Origin of the sequence: Xanthobacter autotrophicus (assembly GCF_029991245.1) — a bacterium.
Lineage (GTDB): Bacteria > Pseudomonadota > Alphaproteobacteria > Rhizobiales > Xanthobacteraceae > Xanthobacter > Xanthobacter autotrophicus_C.
In genome coordinates, this window is record NZ_JAIVFO010000042.1 from 1 (window position 1) to 16,800 (window position 16,800).

Genomic DNA, 16,800 nt, shown 5'->3' on the forward strand with positions numbered 1-16,800 from the left:
GTGGGGGCATCCTATGCGGGGGTGGACCTCATCGCCGATGGCTCCGGCCACCTCACCGTGCTGGAGGTGAATTCCATGCCGGCCTGGCGCGGCCTTCATGACGCCACCGGGCGCAACATGGCCGAGCCGCTGGCCGCTTGCCTCGTCGCCGAGCCGGTGACAGCGTAGGTTCCAGGCTGGGGCTTTCGGCATTCAGGGAAAACCGCGCATGCGCGTCTTCGTCTGCGAGTTCGTGACCGGCGGCGGCATGCGTGACGCAGCGCTGCCGGGCGGCCTCGCGCGGGAAGCCGCCCTCATCCGCGATGCCATGCGCCGCGACCTTGCCGCTTTGCCGCAGGTGAGCGGGATCCTCCTCGCCGCCGACGACCGCCTGCCCGTGCCCGGCTCCGTCCCGGTGACGGAAGGCGCGGATGCCTGGGCCATCTGGCGCACCCTCGCCCGGTGCGCCGACGTGGTGTGGCCGGTGGCCCCGGAGACCGATGGCGTGCTCGCCCGGCTGGTGGAGATGCTGCGCGCGAACGGTGCCCACGTCCTCGCCTGCGATCCCGAGGCCATCGCCGCCGCCGCCAGCAAGCTGGAGACCGCGCGCCGCCTTGCCGCCGCCGGCGTGCCGCACATCCCGACCTTCCCGTTGGCGCAGGCGCCCGACCTGCCCGGCCCGCGCATCACCAAGCCGGACGATGGCGCCGGCTGCGAGGACACCCTGTTTTGGCCGGATGGCGTTCCTGCGACCCCGGTCGCCCGCGACGGGCTCCTGATCCAGCCTTTTGTGGCGGGGGAGGCGGCGAGCCTCACGCTACTCAACGGACCGGAGGGGGTGCGCCTCCTGACCGTGAACCGTCAGCACATCGCCGTGAAGGACGGCCGGGTGGTCCTCGTCGGGCTTTCCGTGGGCGCGCTCGACGATGCGGACGGGCGCCTCGCCGGGCTGGCACGGGACGTGGTCCACGCCTTTCCGGGCCTTGAGGGCATCTTCGGCATCGACATCCTCCTGACCGGAGGCGGGCCGGTGGTGGTGGAGGTCAATCCGCGCCTCACCACCGCCTATGCCGGCCTCGGCCCGGCCCTCGGCCTCAATCCGGCGACGCTGCTGCCGCCCTTCGCGGATGGCGGCAAGGCCCCGCGCAAGGGCGCCCGCGCGCCGGTGGAACTGGCGCTGGCATGAGCGCTCTCACCGGCGACCTGATCCTCGGCTGGGACGTGGGCGGCGCGCATCTCAAGCGCGCCGCGCTCGCGCCGGATGGCACCCTGCTTTCCGTGGAGATGGCCACCTGCCCCCTGTGGCAGGGCCTCGACAAGCTCGATGCCGCCATGGCCGCGCTCTCCCCCGCCGCCGGGCGCTCGGTGGTGACCATGACCGGCGAGCTGACCGACCTGTGGCCCGACCGCGCCACCGGCGTCGCCGGCCTCTCGAAGGCGCTGGCAGAGCGGCTGGGCGCGGACACGCTCATCTATGCCGGACGCGCCGGCTTCATCCCGGCCGCCGACGCGCCGGACCACGCGGGAGACGTGGCCTCCGCCAACTGGCACGCCACCGCCGCGGCACTGGCGCGCATGTGCGGCCAAGGCGTTCTGGTGGATATTGGATCGACCACCACGGACATCATAAGGTTTGCCGGCGCAGAAGTTTGCTTCGCCGGCTATACTGATGCCGAGCGGATGGAAGCCGGAGAGCTGGTCTATAGCGGCGCGGCGCGGACGCCGGTGATGGCGCTGGCCGCCACGCTCCCGTTCCGGGGCCGGCAGGTGCCACTCATGGCCGAGCATTTCGCCACCACGGCGGACGTCCATCGCCTCACCGGCGAGCTGCCCGAAGGCGCCGACCTGCATCCGGCTGCGGATGGCGGCGAAAAGACCCGGGAAGCCAGTGCCCGCAGGCTGTTGCGCATGGTCGGGCGTGACCTTGGCCCCTGCTCCCTGGCCGAGGTGGAGGCCCTCGCCGCCTTCGCCGCGGAGGTGCAGCTGCACCGGTTGCAGGAAGCTCTGGCGCAGGTGCTTTCAACCGGGGGCGTGGCGGTGGATGCGCCGCTGGTGGGGGCCGGTGTCGGGCGGTTCCTGGCGGCGCGGCTCGCGGCGCGCACCCGTCGGCCCTACCGGGATGCGGGGGAAATCCTGGCCGCAGATCCCGCCCTCACCACTGCCGCTGCGGATTGTGCACCGGCTGTGGCCGTGGCGCGGCTGTCGTTCTATTAGCCGGCGTACTTTATCTCCCGGTTGGTGTGGAGAACGACCATCCATGCGCTGATGGAGATGGATGCCCCGGATGATACCAACGGCCGATGAGACGGGCTCATCGGCCGTTGGTATCACGCCAGCCTTGCTGATTGCGGCGCCGGGATAAACACGGCATGACGCGACCATGCGGGCCGGAGCCGCACGGAAGCCTGTGCGGCGATGGCGGCGGCCCGGTGCGTCGCCGGCCTTACTTCTTGCTGCCGTCGGCGTTGAACTGGGCGAGGAAGGCGATGAGGTCCTTGCGCTCGTCGTCATTCTTGATGCCGGCGAAGGCCATCTTGCCCTTGGGGGCGAGCGCCTTGGGGTTGGTGATGTAGGCGTCGAGGGTGGCCTCGTCCCACACCTTGACGGCGGCGCCGCCGTCCTTGATGTCGGCGGAATAGGCATAGCCGTCGAAATGCGCCCACTTGGCGCCGACGATGCCGTTGAGCGGCGGACCCACCTTCGCCTTGGCGTCGGGGCCGACGGCGTGGCACGCCATGCACTTCTTGAAGGCGATCTCGCCCTTTGCCACATCCGGGTCCGCGAGCGCGGAGCCGGTCGCGGCGGCCAGGAGCAAAGCGGAAACAAATACGGCGCGCATCATCAGGCGTTCCTCTCGGTGATTATTGTCTACGAAGGGTGGACCGGCCCGGCCCACCCTTTTGGCCATCCCGTTACTGCAGGACGAGAATCTCGCCCGCGCCGCCGGCGAGGCGGTTGCCCACCAGGCGCTCCGCCCGGCCGCCGAGACGATCGCCGAACAGGCCGGCAAGTTCCGGCACGCGGCGGGCCAGCAGCGCGAGCATCACGAAATCATGGGGTCCGGTGGAGACGAAGCCCGGTGCCGGCGCCTCCGGCGCGGACGCGACGAGGATGGTACCCCGCTTCATGCCGCGTCCGGCACCGGCGCCAAGGCGCCCCGCCACCGCAAGGGTGCCGGCGATGAGCCCGTCCGCCGCGCGGGGGCCGGCATCGCCGCCCACCAGGACCAGCCCGCCGCGCATGCGCGCGCCGAGGCCCGGCCCCACCGCACCAGCCACAGCCACCATGCCGTCCTTCATGCCCTGCCGGTCGCCGGTGAGGGCACCGCCTACCCCCGCGCCGGCCGAGCCCGCAACCTCGATGCGCCCGCCCTCAAGGCCCGCCGCAAGGCCGTCGCCGGCATCGCCACGGATGACGAGGCGGCCGCCGATCATGCCCGATCCGGCGAGGACGCCCACCGGTCCATCCACTTCGATCTCGCCTTCAGCCATCTGGGCACCCACGAAATCGAGGCGGGGATCGCCGCTGATCATGAGGGCGCCGCCCTCCACCTGCGACACCTCGAACAGGTCGCCGAGGGGCACGGCGCCATTGCCGTAGGGCAGTGTGAGCCAGGCCACCGCCTGGGCGGACAGGCCGGCGAGGGTCGCCGGATTGATGCCGGAGAGATCCGCGCGGGCGGCGAGCGGCGCGCGCAGTGTGAGGCGATAGGCGCTCATAGGGTCGTCTCCCCGGCGACAGGAGCCATCAACTGGCGCAGCTTGAAATGGAAGGGGCCGAGATTGCCGCCATAATTGCCGGCATCAATCGCCACCACGCCGGCCGCGGCGCCAAGGCCGCAGACGGCGGTGATGCCCGCCTGCATGCTGGCGGCCACGTCCTGCTCGCTCAGCCCGTCGATGACGATCTCCAGCACGCTCTCCACCTCCGGCGGCAGCGCGCTCTTGGAAACGCCGCGCAGGGTCGGGCAATAGGCGTCGTTGGTGGAGGCGATCATGCCGGCATATTTGGCGCCCACCTTGGAGCCGGAGCGCACCACGCCGCCCGGGAACGGCATGATGGCGCCGGACACCTGGCCCATGGCCTCCACCGCCACCTCGGCGGCGGCCAGGGCCGCAGGCCGCGAGCGGGCGAGGATGAGGAAGTTGCCGCCGCCCACCGCGGCGGTGGTGGAACCCACCACCTCGTCGCAGACGAACTCGCCCTCCATCACCGGGATGCGCCAGAAGCGGCGCCCCTCGATGGACTTGGCGATCTGGTGGCCGTCGCCGAAATAGCGCAGTGCCCGCCCCAGCGCGATGGCGGCCCCGCCCTCCAGCCCCGAATAGCAGGCGGAGGTGGGCGAGGTGAGCACGCATTGCCCGGCCCGCAGCGGCACCACCTTCTTCAAATCCTTCAGGGACATGGCGAAGATGAGCACGGCATAGCCCGGCCGTCCGTCCGGGGTCTCGTCGGGGTCGAGCTGCCGCTCGATGGCGGCCTCGCAGCCGCAGCCGATGACCGAGGTGGCAAAGCCGGTGAGGCTGGCCGCGGCAGTGTGGGCCCAGCGCTGTGTGTCGGCGGTGATGATGAGGCGCGTTCCCGCCATGGGGAAGGCCTCGGCGAAGCTGTCGCGGATCTCGACGCCATTGATGATCATGGGAGCTTCAGTCACGGCATCAGCTCCACGATTTCGGGGCCCTGGCCGTCGCGGATCTCGCCGTCGGCGATCTTGTAATGGCTCGCCTTCAGGCCCACCGCCTCGTCGAACCAGCGCTCCAGCCGCTTGTCCATGAGCGGGTCCGATGGCGGATGCACCGCATAGGTACGTCCCTGCGTGAGGGCCACCACCTCGCCGTTCACCACCACCACCTCGCCGTCCTTCATGACCAGGCGCGGGGCGGCAAACATGGCCTCGCGGTCGGCCTGCTCCTCATAGAGCACCACGTCCGCCCGGGCGCCGGGGCCGAGATGGCCGCGGTCCCTCAGGCCGAGGGTCCGGGCGGGGGCGGCGCGGGTCACCACCGCGATCTCCTCCAGCGTGTATTCGCGGGAAATCTCGGCGAGCTTCGTATGCGCGCGCGCCGCCTTGTGGATGCGGCCGAGGTGCTCGTCGCGGAACGGCTTATCCATCAGCAGGCGGATGAGGTGCGGGTAGGAGGTGAAGGGTCCGCCATTGGGATGGTCGGTGGTGAGGTATACCCGCCACGGGTCCTCGATGAGCAGGAACAATTCCAGCCCGATGGCCCATTGCAGGGCGTTCACGAAGGAGGTGTCGCGATAGTTGAACGGCACCACCCCGCAGGCGGCGTCCATCTCGATGTCCATGCCGATCCACTTCTTGGGATCGGCGATGCCATGGTTGCGATACTGGGACATGAGGTCGGCCGAGGCGGTCACGGTCTGGCCGAACATGATCTGGCCCACGTCCACCGAGATATGCGGATTGGCGTTCACCGCCTCCGCGATCTCGGCCGAGCCGGAGGAGAAGTGCCGGTCGCCCTCGGTGCCGTAGGAGTGGAACTGGATGTGGGTGAGATGGAGGGGGAAGCCCTCGCTGGCGCCGATGGTGGCGAGCGTGGTCTTGACGTTGCCGGGCACCCCCAGGTTGCAGCCATGCAGGTGGATGGGGTGCGGCACCCCCAGTTCCGACACGGCGCGCTGAAGGGTGTTCAGAACCCGGCGCGGGGTGAGGCCGTAAAACGGCCCGGTCTCGTCAAAATCGAGGGCGCGCCCGTTGAACTTGAAGGCGTTGATGCCACCGGGGTTGACGATCTTGATGGCGCAGCACTGGGTGGCCTTGAGCATCCAGGCCACATAGTCGTTGATCGCCTGCTGGCCCTCGCCCTGGGCAATGAGGCGCAGCAGGAAATCATCGTTCCCCAGCACCAGGAAGCCGCCGGTGTCGATGTTGGGGATGTCTGCCATCTCCAGGTGCGCGTGGCGGGCATTGGCCCCCACCACCGCCGGCTCGAACACGGCGGTGTAGCCCATTTGCGAGTAGCGGCAACCGGTTGCGTGGGTGGTGGGCGCCGCCCGCCCGCCGCCGCAGCCGCAGAAATCCCCGAACGGCTCGGGGAACAGCGCCCGGTCCTCATTCATCAGCAGCCGGCCGAGATTGACCTTGCCGCCGGCGATGTGGCTGTGCAGGTCGATGCCGCCGGCAAGCACGATGGTGCCTGACGCATCAACCCTTTGCTCGCCCGCAACCGGCGGGGAGTCGGCGATGATGCGGCCGTCCTCCAGCAGCACGTCGCGGACCTGGTCGATGATGTTGTTGGCGGGGTCGAACACGCGCCCACCGGTGATGCGCGTCCTCATGCACCCCTCCCGAACGACACAAGAATGGCAGCGGCCGCTTCGGCGACGCTGGGCAGCTCGGCAGGTCTGAGGGCCTGAAGCGGAAGGCAAACCACTGAATCCATGCGGAAGACGTGGCCGCCGTAATCCACCCCCGGCGTCCCCACCGGGATGAACACCTCCGGCTCCCGCGCGAACACGGTGTCCGGGTGAGCGATGGCGATCACCGGCCCGCGGTCGAAATCGGGCGGCGCATCGGGGCGGAAGGCGCTGGTGTGGAGCAGCAGGTCGGCGTCGGGAAGCGCTGCCGCCGTTGCATAAAGCTCGGGCACATGGCGGGACGTTCCGGCCCCCACCGCCGTGCGCAGGGGATAGCCGAAGCGCCACAAGGCGAGCTGGTGCGCGCCGGTCACATTGTCCCGGCCGCCCAAGGGAAACACCGCCGCGCGGGTGGTGACGGAGAGGACATCCACCGCCTCCGACGCCGCGCCGGCCACCACCGGCGCATCCTCCGCCGGCAGGCTGGCGGCGTTCCAGGTGAAGACGGCGTAGCGCGCCGCCTTGAGCTGTTCCGCCAGCGCCGCGAGGGCTGCAACCGTCGCCTCCGGCAGGCCGGCGAGCCCGTCCACCACGCGCCCGGCGACCAGCGCCGTCAGCACCGAGGTGGCCGTGGCAACATCCTGTTCGGCAACGGCAATTTCCGTCACCTCGTGGGCGGCAAGCACCCGGCGCGACGCCTCCGACAGCGGCCCGCCGACGACGGCGATCTGCCGCCGGCCGGGCGCGGTGACGAAGAGCGGGGCGGCATCGCCATCGGCCCCCTCCCCGCGCACCGGAACGGCGCGGGAGAAGAAGCGGCTGAAGGCGGAAGCGGGATCGTCGCCGAACACCACCAGCACGTCGCAGCGGTTGCGCACCTCGGCAAGGGTGGCGGCGATCCAGCCCTTGCGGGCGAGCCGCTCCAGATTGGCGAACAACCCGCCCGAGGCGGCGTGGTCGAGGCTCGCGCCCGAGGCCATGGCGAGGTCGTACAGGCGGCGCAGGCCTTCCAGGTCCGCGCCCAGGCCGCTGAAGGCGGCTGAACGGGCGGCCTTGAGGTGCCCTGCGGCAGCGGCGGTCGCGTCCTCGAAGCTGGCCGGAGCACCATTGATGCGCGGCGACGGCGGCGGTGCATCGCTGCGCGCCAGAAGGCGCGCGGCCTCCGGGCAGGCGGTGCGCGGCGTGATGGCGCGGCCGGCGACGGCCACCTCCAGATCGTCGCATCCGAGGCCGCAGAAGCCGCAGACGACGTCTCGAACGATGCGATCCGCACCGCCGGTGATCGGCTCTCCCGATGTCATGGCGTCACCCGAAGGCGATGGTGGCGGGGCGCGCTGCGCCAGGCCCACGCAGGAGCGTGCAGCTGGCACGGGTACCGGCCCGCGAAGGTGAAAATGGGACGAAATGGACAGACGCAGAGCGTTGGGATGCCATGGCATTGCCTTGGGGGTTGAAGGTCCCGATCAAGACGCCGCGGCGGTTGCCCGCTTGTCGTTGCAGTGCGCTTCGGAAAACTCCGTGCGCCATGCGTCTGTTCTTGGGGAGGAAGCTAACATAGCCGCGAGGGGCAGAAAACCCGTCATCTATGCGGCAGATGCGAGCAGGTGTTGTGCAGCGCGGTATCGGATTTTACTTGAAGCAGCGGACCTCGGCTTCCGCCTGGGCGCGGCGCAATTCGGCAATGTTATCTTCATATTGGGGCGTATTGCGGAAAATGCTCGCCGCCTGCCCCACCCCCTGCCGCATGGAGAGGATGGTCTCCGCCGCCACGTAGCGGTCATAGGGCAGGATGGAGGCCAGCGTATCCACCGAGCAGGAACAGCGGGTCATGGCCTCGCGCGACTGCCCGTTCGCCGCCATGCAGGCGATGACATAGTCCACGCGCGCGGAGGTGGGATAGTCATTGTCGGCGACGGGGGCGGCGCAGACCGCGCCGGCTGACGCAAGCAGCAGGCCCGCCGCCTCAAGAGCCCTTCGGATCATAGGCGATCGTCTCCTCCCAGAGCCGGCCGCCGGGGGCCTCGGCCGCGATCTGAATGCGCGCGATTTCCCCCGGCAGGTCCGGTGCCACGTCGAATGTGTAGGTCAGGCTCTCCAGCCCCCGCATGCGGGCGGCATTGGCGTCGCCCTCGAAGGGCTTCACGGTGATGCGCCAGCCCTTGAGGGTGCGGCCGTCCACGGTGATGTCGGCGGCCTCGACCCGGGCCCGGTCCCGCAACCCGGCACGGATGGCGTTCTTGAGATAGCGCGGATTGCCCTTGAGCCGCCCGGACAGCTCCACGAGGTGATTCTCCAGGAACAGCATCAGCACCGGATTGGTGGTGACCTCTTCGAAGGGGCCGGCGGCACGGTGGCGCTCGATCGAGAAGAAATCGACGCGCACATCGCGGGCATCTCCACCTTTGCCCGGTTCGATCATGAGGCGGATGCGGTCCTCGAAGGACGGGCCAAGCTCGGCGTTCGTCACCTTGCGCGTGTAGGCATAGGAGAGCGTGTCGCCGGGCCTGGTGCCGGCCAGCTGGGGGCGCTCGAACAGGATGTCCGCTGCTTCCGGCGGCGCGATTTCGGTGGCGGCCTGCGCTTCGGCGGCGCGCGCGGGCAGCGGCTCCACCAGGACGCCGGCGGCGAACAGCGCCCCGGTGAGGACGAGAAAAAGGCCGATGGTCCTGCGGGCACTCACGGTTTTGCTCCTTCCCGCCGCCCCGCCGGCAGTCCGCCGATGGTGCGGTAGATAAAATCGGGTGCGGTGCCCGCCGCCTCGGCGGTGGCCAGCGCCTCCACCCGGGCATGGAACGGGGATTTCGAGCAGGCCGGATCGGTGAGGCTGGCATCCCCCGCCAGCGCCATGGCCTGGCAGCGGCAACCGCCGAAATCCATTTCCCGCCGGTCGCAGCTGCGGCACGGCTCACGCATCCAGTCGGTGCCGCGGAAGGCGTTGAAGGCCGGCGAGGCGCGCCAGATATCCCCCAGCGCATGATCGCGCACCGACCAGAACTCAAGGCCCGGAATGCTCTCCGCCGCATGGCAGGGCAGCACCCGGCCGGTGGGCGTGACATTCAGCGTGCGCCGGCCCCAGCCGCCGGAACAGGGCTTGGGATAGCGGGCGTAATAGTCCGGGATCACCATGTCGATGACCAGCACGCCTTCCAGCCGCTTGCGCGCCTCATCCACGATGGCGACGGAGCGGTCCACGTCCGGGCGCGCCGGCATCAAGGCCGCGCGGTTGGCATAGGCCCAGCCGTAATACTGGGTGTGCGCCACCTCCAGCCGCCGCGCCTTCAGCGCCACGGCGAGGGCGATCATGTCCTCCACCTGGTGGATGTTGGCGCGATGGAACACCGCATTCACCGTGAGCGGCAGGCCGAGGTCCGTCACCTGTGCGGCGAAGGCGAGCTTTGCCGCATGGCCGCCCGCATAGCCGCCGACGCGATCGGTGATCTCCGCCGTCGCGCCCTGGAAGGAGAGCTGCACGTGGTCCAGCCCGGCCTCGGAGAGCGCCGGCAGCATGGCGCCGGCCCGGCCGACGCCGGAGGTGATGAGATTGGTGTAGAGCCCTTCCGCCGCGCAATGGGCGGTCAGCTCCACAAGGTCCGCCCGCGCCGTGGGCTCGCCGCCGGAGAGGTGGACATGCAGCACGCCGAGGGCCGCCGCCTCGCTCAGCACGCGCTTCCAGGTGGCGGTGTCCAGCTCCGCCTCGCGGCGCTCCAGCTCCAGCGGATTGGAGCAATAGGGGCAGCGCAGGGGGCAGCGATGGGTCAGCTCGGCGAGGATGCCGATGGGATGGCCGACCGGATGCACCGCCGCCGGGCGGGGCGCCGTCTCCAGATTTGTCAGTTCAGCCGTGACATTGGTCATCGTTCGATCACCCGCCGCGCGATCAGATCGCCGATCATGTCGCGCACGTCGTCGGCGATCACCTCGCGCTTTTCATCGAAGCGCAGCGCAAGCTCATCCACGATCTGCCCGCAGGTGCGCTGGCCATCCACCAGCTCCAGCACGCTCGCAGCGGTCTCGTCGATGTCGAACGCCCGCTCCGGGGCGAGCAGCACGTGGCGCTCGCGGACCTGATCATACTTCAGTTTCACCCCGCGCGGCAGGCGCGGCACGTCGGTCTCTTCCGCCCGCATGGCTCAGCCGGCCTCGACGAGGGCGATGCCCGGCCGCCACGCGCCGGGCGCCGGCCAGCCCGGCTCCACATAGGCGAAGTAAAGCGCATCAAGCTGCGCCCAGAGAACTTCGGTCTTGAAGGTCAAGGCCCGGATGACGGCGCGCTGCTCGGCCACGGTGCGCGCGTTTTTCTTCACGTAATCGAGGGCGAAGTCGGCATCCTTCGGCGCCTGGTCAAGCCGGCGGCGGAAATAGGTGACGACCCGCTCGTTGATGAAGTCGTAATTGGCCAGCATGCCCGAGATGCGCTCGGCATGGATGCCCGGCGCGAACAGCTCGGTGAGGGAGGAGGCCACCGCCTCCAGCAGCGAATGGTCGGCGACGAAGCGCACATAGGCTTCCACCGCGAATTTGGTGGCGGGCAGCGCGCCCTCCTTCGAGACCACATAGTCGCGGTCGAGGCCGAGGCCATCGGTGAGCACCAGCCAGCGCTCGATGCCGCCGGTGTCCCCCTCGAACCCGTCATGGTCGGTGATGCGGTGGAGCCATTCGCGGCGCAGCTCCCGGTCGTCGCAGCGGCTCATGAGCGCCGCGTCCTTGCGGGGAATGGCGGACTGGTAGCAGTAGCGGTTCAGCGCCCAGGCGCGCACCTGGTCCCGGCTCAGCTTGCCGGAATGCAGCAGCTTATGGAACGGGTGGAGATTGTGGTAGCGCGTGGCTCCCACCTCCCGCAGCGCCGCTTCCAGCCCTTCGGGCGACAAAGGCTCGGACGGCGCAGGCAGGGGCGGGAAGACCAGCGGCTCGGCAAGGGCGAGGAAGGTCATAACGAGAACTCCATTCCGTCGCGGGCCACCGTCCAGCCGGCCTGCTCCACGGCGTGGCGCTCCTGCGAGCCGTCCACCAGCGCCGGGTTGGTGTTGTTGATGTGGATGAAGACACGACGTGCCACCGGCACGTCCTTGAGCAGCGCCACGGTCCCATCGGCGCCGGACATGGAGAGGTGCCCCATGCGCGCGCCGGTCTTGGTGCCGACCCCGGCCTCAATCATCTCGTCGTCGCGGTAAAGCGTGCCGTCGAAGAACAAAAGATCGGCCCCGATGATGCGCTCCCGCACCGCCGGCGTCACCGCCGCGCAGCCGGGAATATAGACGAGGCGCTTGTCCCCGCAGGTGATGGTGACGCCCACCGTGGAGCCGGTCTCCTCGCCGATGACGAGGCTGGCGTCCTCCCGCCAGAGCGGAACCTTGCCGGGCACGGTGAAGAATTCCATCGTCAGCCCCGGCGCCGGCGAGAAGGCCTGCCCGAACACGGCGGCGGTCCGGCTCACGAAGGCCTGCGCTACCACGTCGAACACCTGGTTCTGCTTCAGCAGCCCCAAGGTCTCGGCCGTCCCGTAGAGGGCGAACGGCTGGGATTCCCGGAGCGAGAGCAGGCCGGCGATATGGTCCACGTCCCCGTTGGTGAGAACGACGGCGCGAATGGGGCTGTCGCGATCCCCCGTGCGCGGCTTGAGCGCCGGGGTGGCTGAAATCTGCGCCCGCAGGTCGGGCGAGGCATTCAGCAGGACCCAATCGGCGCCATCGGCGGAGACGGCGATGCTCGACTGGGTGCGCGGCGTGACGCGCGGGTCTCCCGACCAGGCCATCTGGCACACCGGACAGCGGCAGTTCCATTGGGGAACGCCGCCGCCGGCCGCCGAACCGAGAACGATCACCTGCATGATGCGTCGAACGCTCCTGCCTTATCGTTCCCGGCCACCGACCTCATTCGGATCAGAAATCGGCCGGCAGATAGGCGGTGACTTCCATGCCCACGCAGACTTCGCAGACCTGAGGCTTGTTCCAACGCATGTTGCTTCCTCCGGTTATGTGCTCCAGATCTTTCTAAGAAGATCATAAGAACAACCTGCAATGATGAAGTTCATCGCATCGGAATCAAATATTGGCGTTTGATTTGGTTCCCGCAAGCAAAATGTGATGCTGCGCCGCAACAGATCAATGGGCAGCCGCGGGCGCGGAGAGGTCCAGCATGAAGCCGCGGCCGCGCACCGTGGACACCTGCGGCCCGCCGGCGCGGCTCACCGGCGCGAGCTTGGTGCGCAGGTAGCCCACATAGACATCCACCACGTTCAGCGAGGCGCCGCCCTGGTTGGCCCACAGCCGGTCGAAGATCTCGCCGCGCGGCACCGGCCGGTTGGGGGTTGCCATCAGCAGGGCCAGAAGCTCCGCCTCCCGTTCGGTCAGGCGGGCATGGATCTCGCCGAACAGCACGGTGCGGGTGGACTGGTCGAGCACGAGACGCCCGGCGACGAGGCGGCCCGCATGGCTGTCGCCGAGGCGGTGCAGCAGGTGGGCGCGCAGCCGCGCCACCAGCTCGGCGAACTCGAACGGCTTCACGATGTAGTCGTCGGCGCCGGCGCCCAGACCCTCGGCCCGGTCGCGCACCTCATCCTTGGCGGACAGGAACAGGATGGGGCCGGAATGCCCGGCCTCGCGCAGCGCCCGGCACACCTCGATCCCCGAACCGTCCGGCAGCATGATGTCGAGCACCACCGCGCAGGGATTGTACTGGCGCGCCGCCTCCAGCGCCTCGTCGGCGCGGCCCACCACGGTCACGTCGAAGCCTTCGGCCGATAGCCCGCGGCTCAGCATCGCGCCGATGTCGCTGTCGTCCTCGACCACCAGAATGTTCATGTATCCTCCTCGCCGGGCGGGTTCGCCCGGGCGCCCTGCGCCAAGACGTCCTGGAGATGGGCCTCCGGATGGGCCTGCGGCCGGGGCAGAGCGATGACCACACGGGTACCGCCCTCTTCTCCCTCTTCCAGAATGATCCGTCCACCGTGCCGCGTCACCACCCATTCGGCCAGCGCGAGGCCGAGGCCGAAGCCGGTGCCGTCGCCGAACCGCTCGCCGCGTTCGAATCGCCGGAACAGCCCTGCCCGCGCCTCCGGGGCAATGCCGCGGCCGTCGTCCGTCACGGTGATCTGATCAGCCACCTCTCCGCCGGCTCCGGTCACGGTGGTGGTGGCGAGGGTGATGCGCGTCACCTTGCCGCCATGGCGCAGCGCGTTGTCGATGAGGCCCTCCACCACCTGGCGCAGCCACTCGCGGTCGGCATGGACCAGGGGGCCGGGCGCCTGCGCCTCCAGCCTGAGGCGCACCCCCTGCCGGAGCGCCACGCTTTCAAAGCCGGCGACGGCGTCGGCCAGCAGCGGCACCAGCGGCACGTCCTGGAACACCAGCTCGATCTCCCCGCTTTCCGAGCGGGCGACCCGCAACAGGTCCTCGATCCGCCGATGCAGGCGCACGGCCCGCTTGCGGATGGTGGCCAGCACCGAGCGGCTGAGGTCTTCGGGAATGGCGGGCGCGCGCTGGGTCACGTCGCATTCGCCGATGATGACGGTGAGCGGCGTGCGCAGTTCGTGGCTCACGTCGGTGAAGAAGCGCCGGCGGGAGGCGTCGATGGCGGCAAGGCGGGCATTGGCGGCGGTGAGGTCGGCGGTGCGCTCGGAAATGGTCTTTTCCAGCAGGGCACGATCCTCGACCACGCGCCGCTCGCGACGGCCGAGGCGGGCGGCCATGCGGTTGAAGCGCGCCGTCAGCACGCCCAGCTCGTCGCGCGGGCCGATGGTGAGGCGGGTGTCGAGGTCGCCGCGGCCGATGGCGGCGGCGGCCCGGTCCATCTCCCCGAGCCGGGTGAGCAGCGGCCGGGCCAGCGCGCGATAAAGCAACGCCGCCGCCGCCAGCACCAGGGCGGCAAGCGCCACCGCGCCCACCCGGAGGCGGAAGGACAGCGCCAGCGCTTCTTCCCGTGCGCTGGTCACGGCGCGACGCTCGCTCTCCACCAGCAGCGAGAGGGTGGGACCGGCAGCCGCGGCAAAGCCGTTGAGCGCGCCGCGCACGCGGTCGCCGCGGGCATCGGCGTCGGCCACGGCTGCGGAGATCTGGCGGTCGAGGAGGATGAAGTCGGCCCGCAGATGCGCAAGCATGCGTTCGCGTGGCCGCACGCCCATCTCCGGAACGGGAGCGGTCTGCGCCGCGCGCACCGTTGCCGCCTCCAGCACGGCCGCGACGCGGGAGCGGGCATCCTCCATGCGTCCCAGATCCGCACCGGGGCTTTCGGCGACGGCCACGGCGGCGAGGCCGAAATCGGAGAGGCGGGCGGAGATTTCAGTGAGCAGGTCCAGCCGCTGCTGAGCCGAGACGGTCGCCTCCAGGGCACGATCCGCCGCCCCCACCGCGAGGAGAACCCCCACCGCAGCCAGGATGGCAAAGGATGCCGCCGCGCCGCTCAAGGCGGCGAGCTTGAAGCGGATGGATCTCATCGCCCGCGCCGGTCTCCTCCCGGGATACCCGCTGATGGTTATCCGCCTTTAGATACACGAAAACAGCAGGCACCAAAGCAAACGCCGCCGAACGCACAAGGCATCCGGCGGCGTCCTGTCGGTCAGGACCGCGTCAGCGGGCTCACGCCTGGACGCGCTGGCCTTCCTGCTGGATGCGCTGCTGGAACAGCGCGGCGAAATCCACCGGATCGATCATGAGGGGCGGGAAGCCGCCGTTGCGCACCGCGTCGGCGATGATCTGCCGGGCGAAGGGGAAGAGCAGGCGCGGGCATTCGATCAGCGCCACCGGCTGCAGACTCTGCTCCGGCACGTTGAGAATGCGGAACACACCGGCATAGACCAGCTCGAAGGCGAACAGGGTGTTGCCCTCGATGCTGGCGCCGCCGTCAATCTTCAGCTCCACCTCGAACTCGCCGTCGCCGCCGGGGCGGGCGTTGACGTGGATCTGGATGTTCACGTCGGGCTGGCTGGGCGGAGCGGCGAGGGAGCGCGGCGCATTGGGATTCTCGAAGGAGAAATCCTTGATGTATTGCGCGAGCACGTTCAGCGACGGCGCCGCATTCTGGGTGGGGCCGCCATTCTGCGTGGCCATGCGCATCTCCATCTCAAGGGTTGATTGTGGGCACCCGTCCGGATGCCCTAAAAGCGCGGCGCTGCTACCATGCTTTGCGCTTCAGGTGCAAGGATAGGCCACGCGACGGGCACGCCGCGCACCCCCGGCGCGACAGGACAGGAGACCGGAAAATGTCCGATGAGACCCCCGCGCCCCAACGCAAGCCCTTGAGCGAGGCCGCGAAACGCGCGCTCGCCGAGGCCGAGGCCCGCCGCGGCGCCATCGATGCCGCCGCGAAAGAGCGGCCGAAAGAGATCAACGGCCGCGACGGCCCCGAGCCGGTGCGCTACGGCGATTGGGAGGTGGGGGGCATCGCGTCCGATTTCTGAGCGGCGATGCCCCTGCGCAAGGGGGGTGAAGCGCCCCCTCAGCCCACCAGCGCGAGGCCGATGAGCCCGGCGACGCCGACGATGATGCGCCACCAGCCGAAAGGCGCGTAACCGTGCTTGGCGACGAAATCGAGCAGGGTCCGCACCACCAGCACCGCCGCGCAGAAGGCGGCGATGAAGCCGATGACGATCAGCAAGCCGTCATCCATGGAGAGGTTGTTGCGGTTCTTGTAGAGATCGTAGGCGAATGCCCCGGCCATGGTGGGCAGCGCCAGGAAGAACGAGAATTCCGCCGCCGCCCTCTTGTCCACGCCCATGAGCATGCCGCCCACGATGGTGGAGCCCGAGCGCGACATGCCGGGGATCATGGCCAGGCACTGGAAGAAGCCGATCTTGAGCGCCAGCAGCAACGGCAGGCCCATGGCGTTGTTGTAGCGCGGCTCCGGCACCACCTTGTCGATGAACAGGAGGACGATGCCGCCCAGGATCAGCGTCACGCAGATCAGGGCGGGCGTCTCGAACAGCACGCTCTTGATGAAGCCGTGGGCCAGCGCCCCGATGACCGCCGCCGGCAGGAAGGCGACGAGGATGCCGATCACGAAGCGCCGGGCGCCGGGATTGGTGGGCAGCTGCTGCGCCACCCTGAGGAAGCGCTGGAAATAGACGGTGAGGATGGCGAGCACCGCGCCCAGCTGGATCAGCACCTCGAAGGTGTGGCCGGCGCTCTCGAACCCCAGGAAATGCCCCAGGAGCAGGATGTGGGCGGTGGAGGAGACGGGAATGAACTCCGTCAGCCCCTCCACAAGGCCGAGAACGAGGGCTTCGAGCATATCGCCGAGGGTCATGGGTGGGATAATCCGGAAGGCGGTGAGGGTGGCGCATCCTGTTCCGTCCCCTTCGCAGGTGCAATCGCGCGGCCGTGACGGGAGGCGCCATGCACCATGCGGCCGCGTCATTTCCTGATGGCATGTGGCGCGTCCGCCACAGGCCACTCTGCCGCAGCGGAAAGCTCTAAGGCTTGAATTAGCGATGAAATCTGCTCCCGGCGTGGCAGTCATCGTCGCACTCTGTTTACCATGTTTCGGCGGGGCGCCCGGCTGCGCCCTGCC

General features: G+C 69.4%; 19 protein-coding genes. 3 read left to right on the plus strand and 16 right to left on the minus strand.

Going from position 1 to position 16,800, the window contains the following annotated elements:
• Positions 1-208: 208 nt before the first annotated feature.
• The gene (locus K9U41_RS09425; protein ID WP_282640585.1) at positions 209-1,165 is read left to right on the plus strand and encodes an ATP-grasp domain-containing protein; all 957 of its coding nucleotides are present in this window, start codon (positions 209-211) and stop codon (positions 1,163-1,165) included.
• On the plus strand, positions 1,162-2,193 hold the full coding sequence (locus K9U41_RS09430) for a hydantoinase/oxoprolinase family protein (RefSeq protein WP_282640586.1): 1,032 nt from the start codon (positions 1,162-1,164) through the stop codon (positions 2,191-2,193). Before K9U41_RS09425 ends, K9U41_RS09430 begins: the two co-directional genes overlap by 4 nt.
• Positions 2,194-2,422: 229 nt before the next feature.
• Here K9U41_RS09430 and K9U41_RS09435 read toward each other — a convergent pair whose 3' ends face one another.
• The 15 genes from K9U41_RS09435 to secB form a co-directional block, all read right to left on the minus strand.
• Entirely contained in the window at positions 2,423-2,821 is a 399-nt protein-coding gene (locus K9U41_RS09435; protein ID WP_432715763.1) for a c-type cytochrome, read from the minus strand.
• A gap of 70 nt (positions 2,822-2,891) precedes the next feature.
• Complete coding sequence (locus K9U41_RS09440; protein ID WP_282640587.1) at positions 2,892-3,698, minus strand: formylmethanofuran dehydrogenase subunit C; 807 nt, start codon at positions 3,696-3,698, stop codon at positions 2,892-2,894.
• Entirely contained in the window at positions 3,695-4,618 is a 924-nt protein-coding gene (gene fhcD / locus K9U41_RS09445) for a formylmethanofuran--tetrahydromethanopterin N-formyltransferase (protein WP_282640612.1), read from the minus strand. Before fhcD ends, K9U41_RS09440 begins: the two co-directional genes overlap by 4 nt.
• A gap of 11 nt (positions 4,619-4,629) precedes the next feature.
• The gene (locus K9U41_RS09450; RefSeq protein ID WP_282640588.1) at positions 4,630-6,279 is read right to left on the minus strand and encodes a formylmethanofuran dehydrogenase subunit A; all 1,650 of its coding nucleotides are present in this window, start codon (positions 6,277-6,279) and stop codon (positions 4,630-4,632) included.
• Positions 6,276-7,598, minus strand: coding sequence for a formylmethanofuran dehydrogenase (locus K9U41_RS09455; protein WP_282640589.1), 1,323 nt, complete (start codon positions 7,596-7,598; stop codon positions 6,276-6,278). The genes K9U41_RS09450 and K9U41_RS09455 overlap by 4 nt, the downstream gene beginning before the upstream one ends.
• A 328-nt stretch (positions 7,599-7,926) precedes the next feature.
• Positions 7,927-8,280 carry a hypothetical protein gene (locus K9U41_RS09460; RefSeq protein WP_282640590.1) on the minus strand — a complete coding sequence of 118 codons (354 nt, stop codon included), beginning with the start codon at positions 8,278-8,280 and terminating at the stop codon, positions 7,927-7,929.
• The gene (locus K9U41_RS09465; protein WP_282640591.1) at positions 8,261-8,977 is read right to left on the minus strand and encodes a hypothetical protein; all 717 of its coding nucleotides are present in this window, start codon (positions 8,975-8,977) and stop codon (positions 8,261-8,263) included. Before K9U41_RS09465 ends, K9U41_RS09460 begins: the two co-directional genes overlap by 20 nt.
• On the minus strand, positions 8,974-10,152 hold the full coding sequence (gene pqqE, locus K9U41_RS09470) for a pyrroloquinoline quinone biosynthesis protein PqqE (protein ID WP_282640592.1): 1,179 nt from the start codon (positions 10,150-10,152) through the stop codon (positions 8,974-8,976). The genes K9U41_RS09465 and pqqE overlap by 4 nt, the downstream gene beginning before the upstream one ends.
• Positions 10,149-10,424 carry a pyrroloquinoline quinone biosynthesis peptide chaperone PqqD gene (pqqD, locus tag K9U41_RS09475; protein ID WP_282640593.1) on the minus strand — a complete coding sequence of 92 codons (276 nt, stop codon included), beginning with the start codon at positions 10,422-10,424 and terminating at the stop codon, positions 10,149-10,151. The genes pqqE and pqqD overlap by 4 nt, the downstream gene beginning before the upstream one ends.
• Before the next feature lie 3 nt (positions 10,425-10,427).
• A complete protein-coding gene (gene pqqC, locus K9U41_RS09480; protein ID WP_012113824.1) occupies positions 10,428-11,228 on the minus strand; it encodes a pyrroloquinoline-quinone synthase PqqC in 801 nt (266 codons plus the stop codon).
• The gene (gene pqqB, locus K9U41_RS09485; protein ID WP_282640594.1) at positions 11,225-12,124 is read right to left on the minus strand and encodes a pyrroloquinoline quinone biosynthesis protein PqqB; all 900 of its coding nucleotides are present in this window, start codon (positions 12,122-12,124) and stop codon (positions 11,225-11,227) included. The genes pqqC and pqqB overlap by 4 nt, the downstream gene beginning before the upstream one ends.
• Before the next feature lie 52 nt (positions 12,125-12,176).
• Positions 12,177-12,254 (minus strand): pyrroloquinoline quinone precursor peptide PqqA, encoded by a 78-nt coding sequence (gene pqqA / locus K9U41_RS23935; protein WP_081437156.1) that lies wholly within the window; start codon positions 12,252-12,254, stop codon positions 12,177-12,179.
• A 144-nt stretch (positions 12,255-12,398) separates the two neighbouring features.
• A complete protein-coding gene (locus K9U41_RS09490; protein WP_282640595.1) occupies positions 12,399-13,097 on the minus strand; it encodes a response regulator transcription factor in 699 nt (232 codons plus the stop codon).
• A complete protein-coding gene (locus K9U41_RS09495; RefSeq protein ID WP_282640596.1) occupies positions 13,094-14,728 on the minus strand; it encodes a sensor histidine kinase in 1,635 nt (544 codons plus the stop codon). Before K9U41_RS09495 ends, K9U41_RS09490 begins: the two co-directional genes overlap by 4 nt.
• 142 nt (positions 14,729-14,870) lie before the next feature.
• Entirely contained in the window at positions 14,871-15,341 is a 471-nt protein-coding gene (gene secB, locus K9U41_RS09500) for a protein-export chaperone SecB (RefSeq protein WP_282640597.1), read from the minus strand.
• 152 nt (positions 15,342-15,493) lie between these two features.
• Between secB and K9U41_RS09505 the strand changes: the two genes are divergently transcribed.
• Entirely contained in the window at positions 15,494-15,691 is a 198-nt protein-coding gene (locus K9U41_RS09505; protein WP_282640598.1) for a DUF1674 domain-containing protein, read from the plus strand.
• A 38-nt stretch (positions 15,692-15,729) separates the two neighbouring features.
• Here K9U41_RS09505 and K9U41_RS09510 read toward each other — a convergent pair whose 3' ends face one another.
• Positions 15,730-16,536: an undecaprenyl-diphosphate phosphatase gene (locus K9U41_RS09510; RefSeq protein ID WP_282640599.1), complete on the minus strand. Its 807-nt coding sequence runs from the start codon at positions 16,534-16,536 to the stop codon at positions 15,730-15,732.
• Positions 16,537-16,800: the final 264 nt, after the last annotated feature.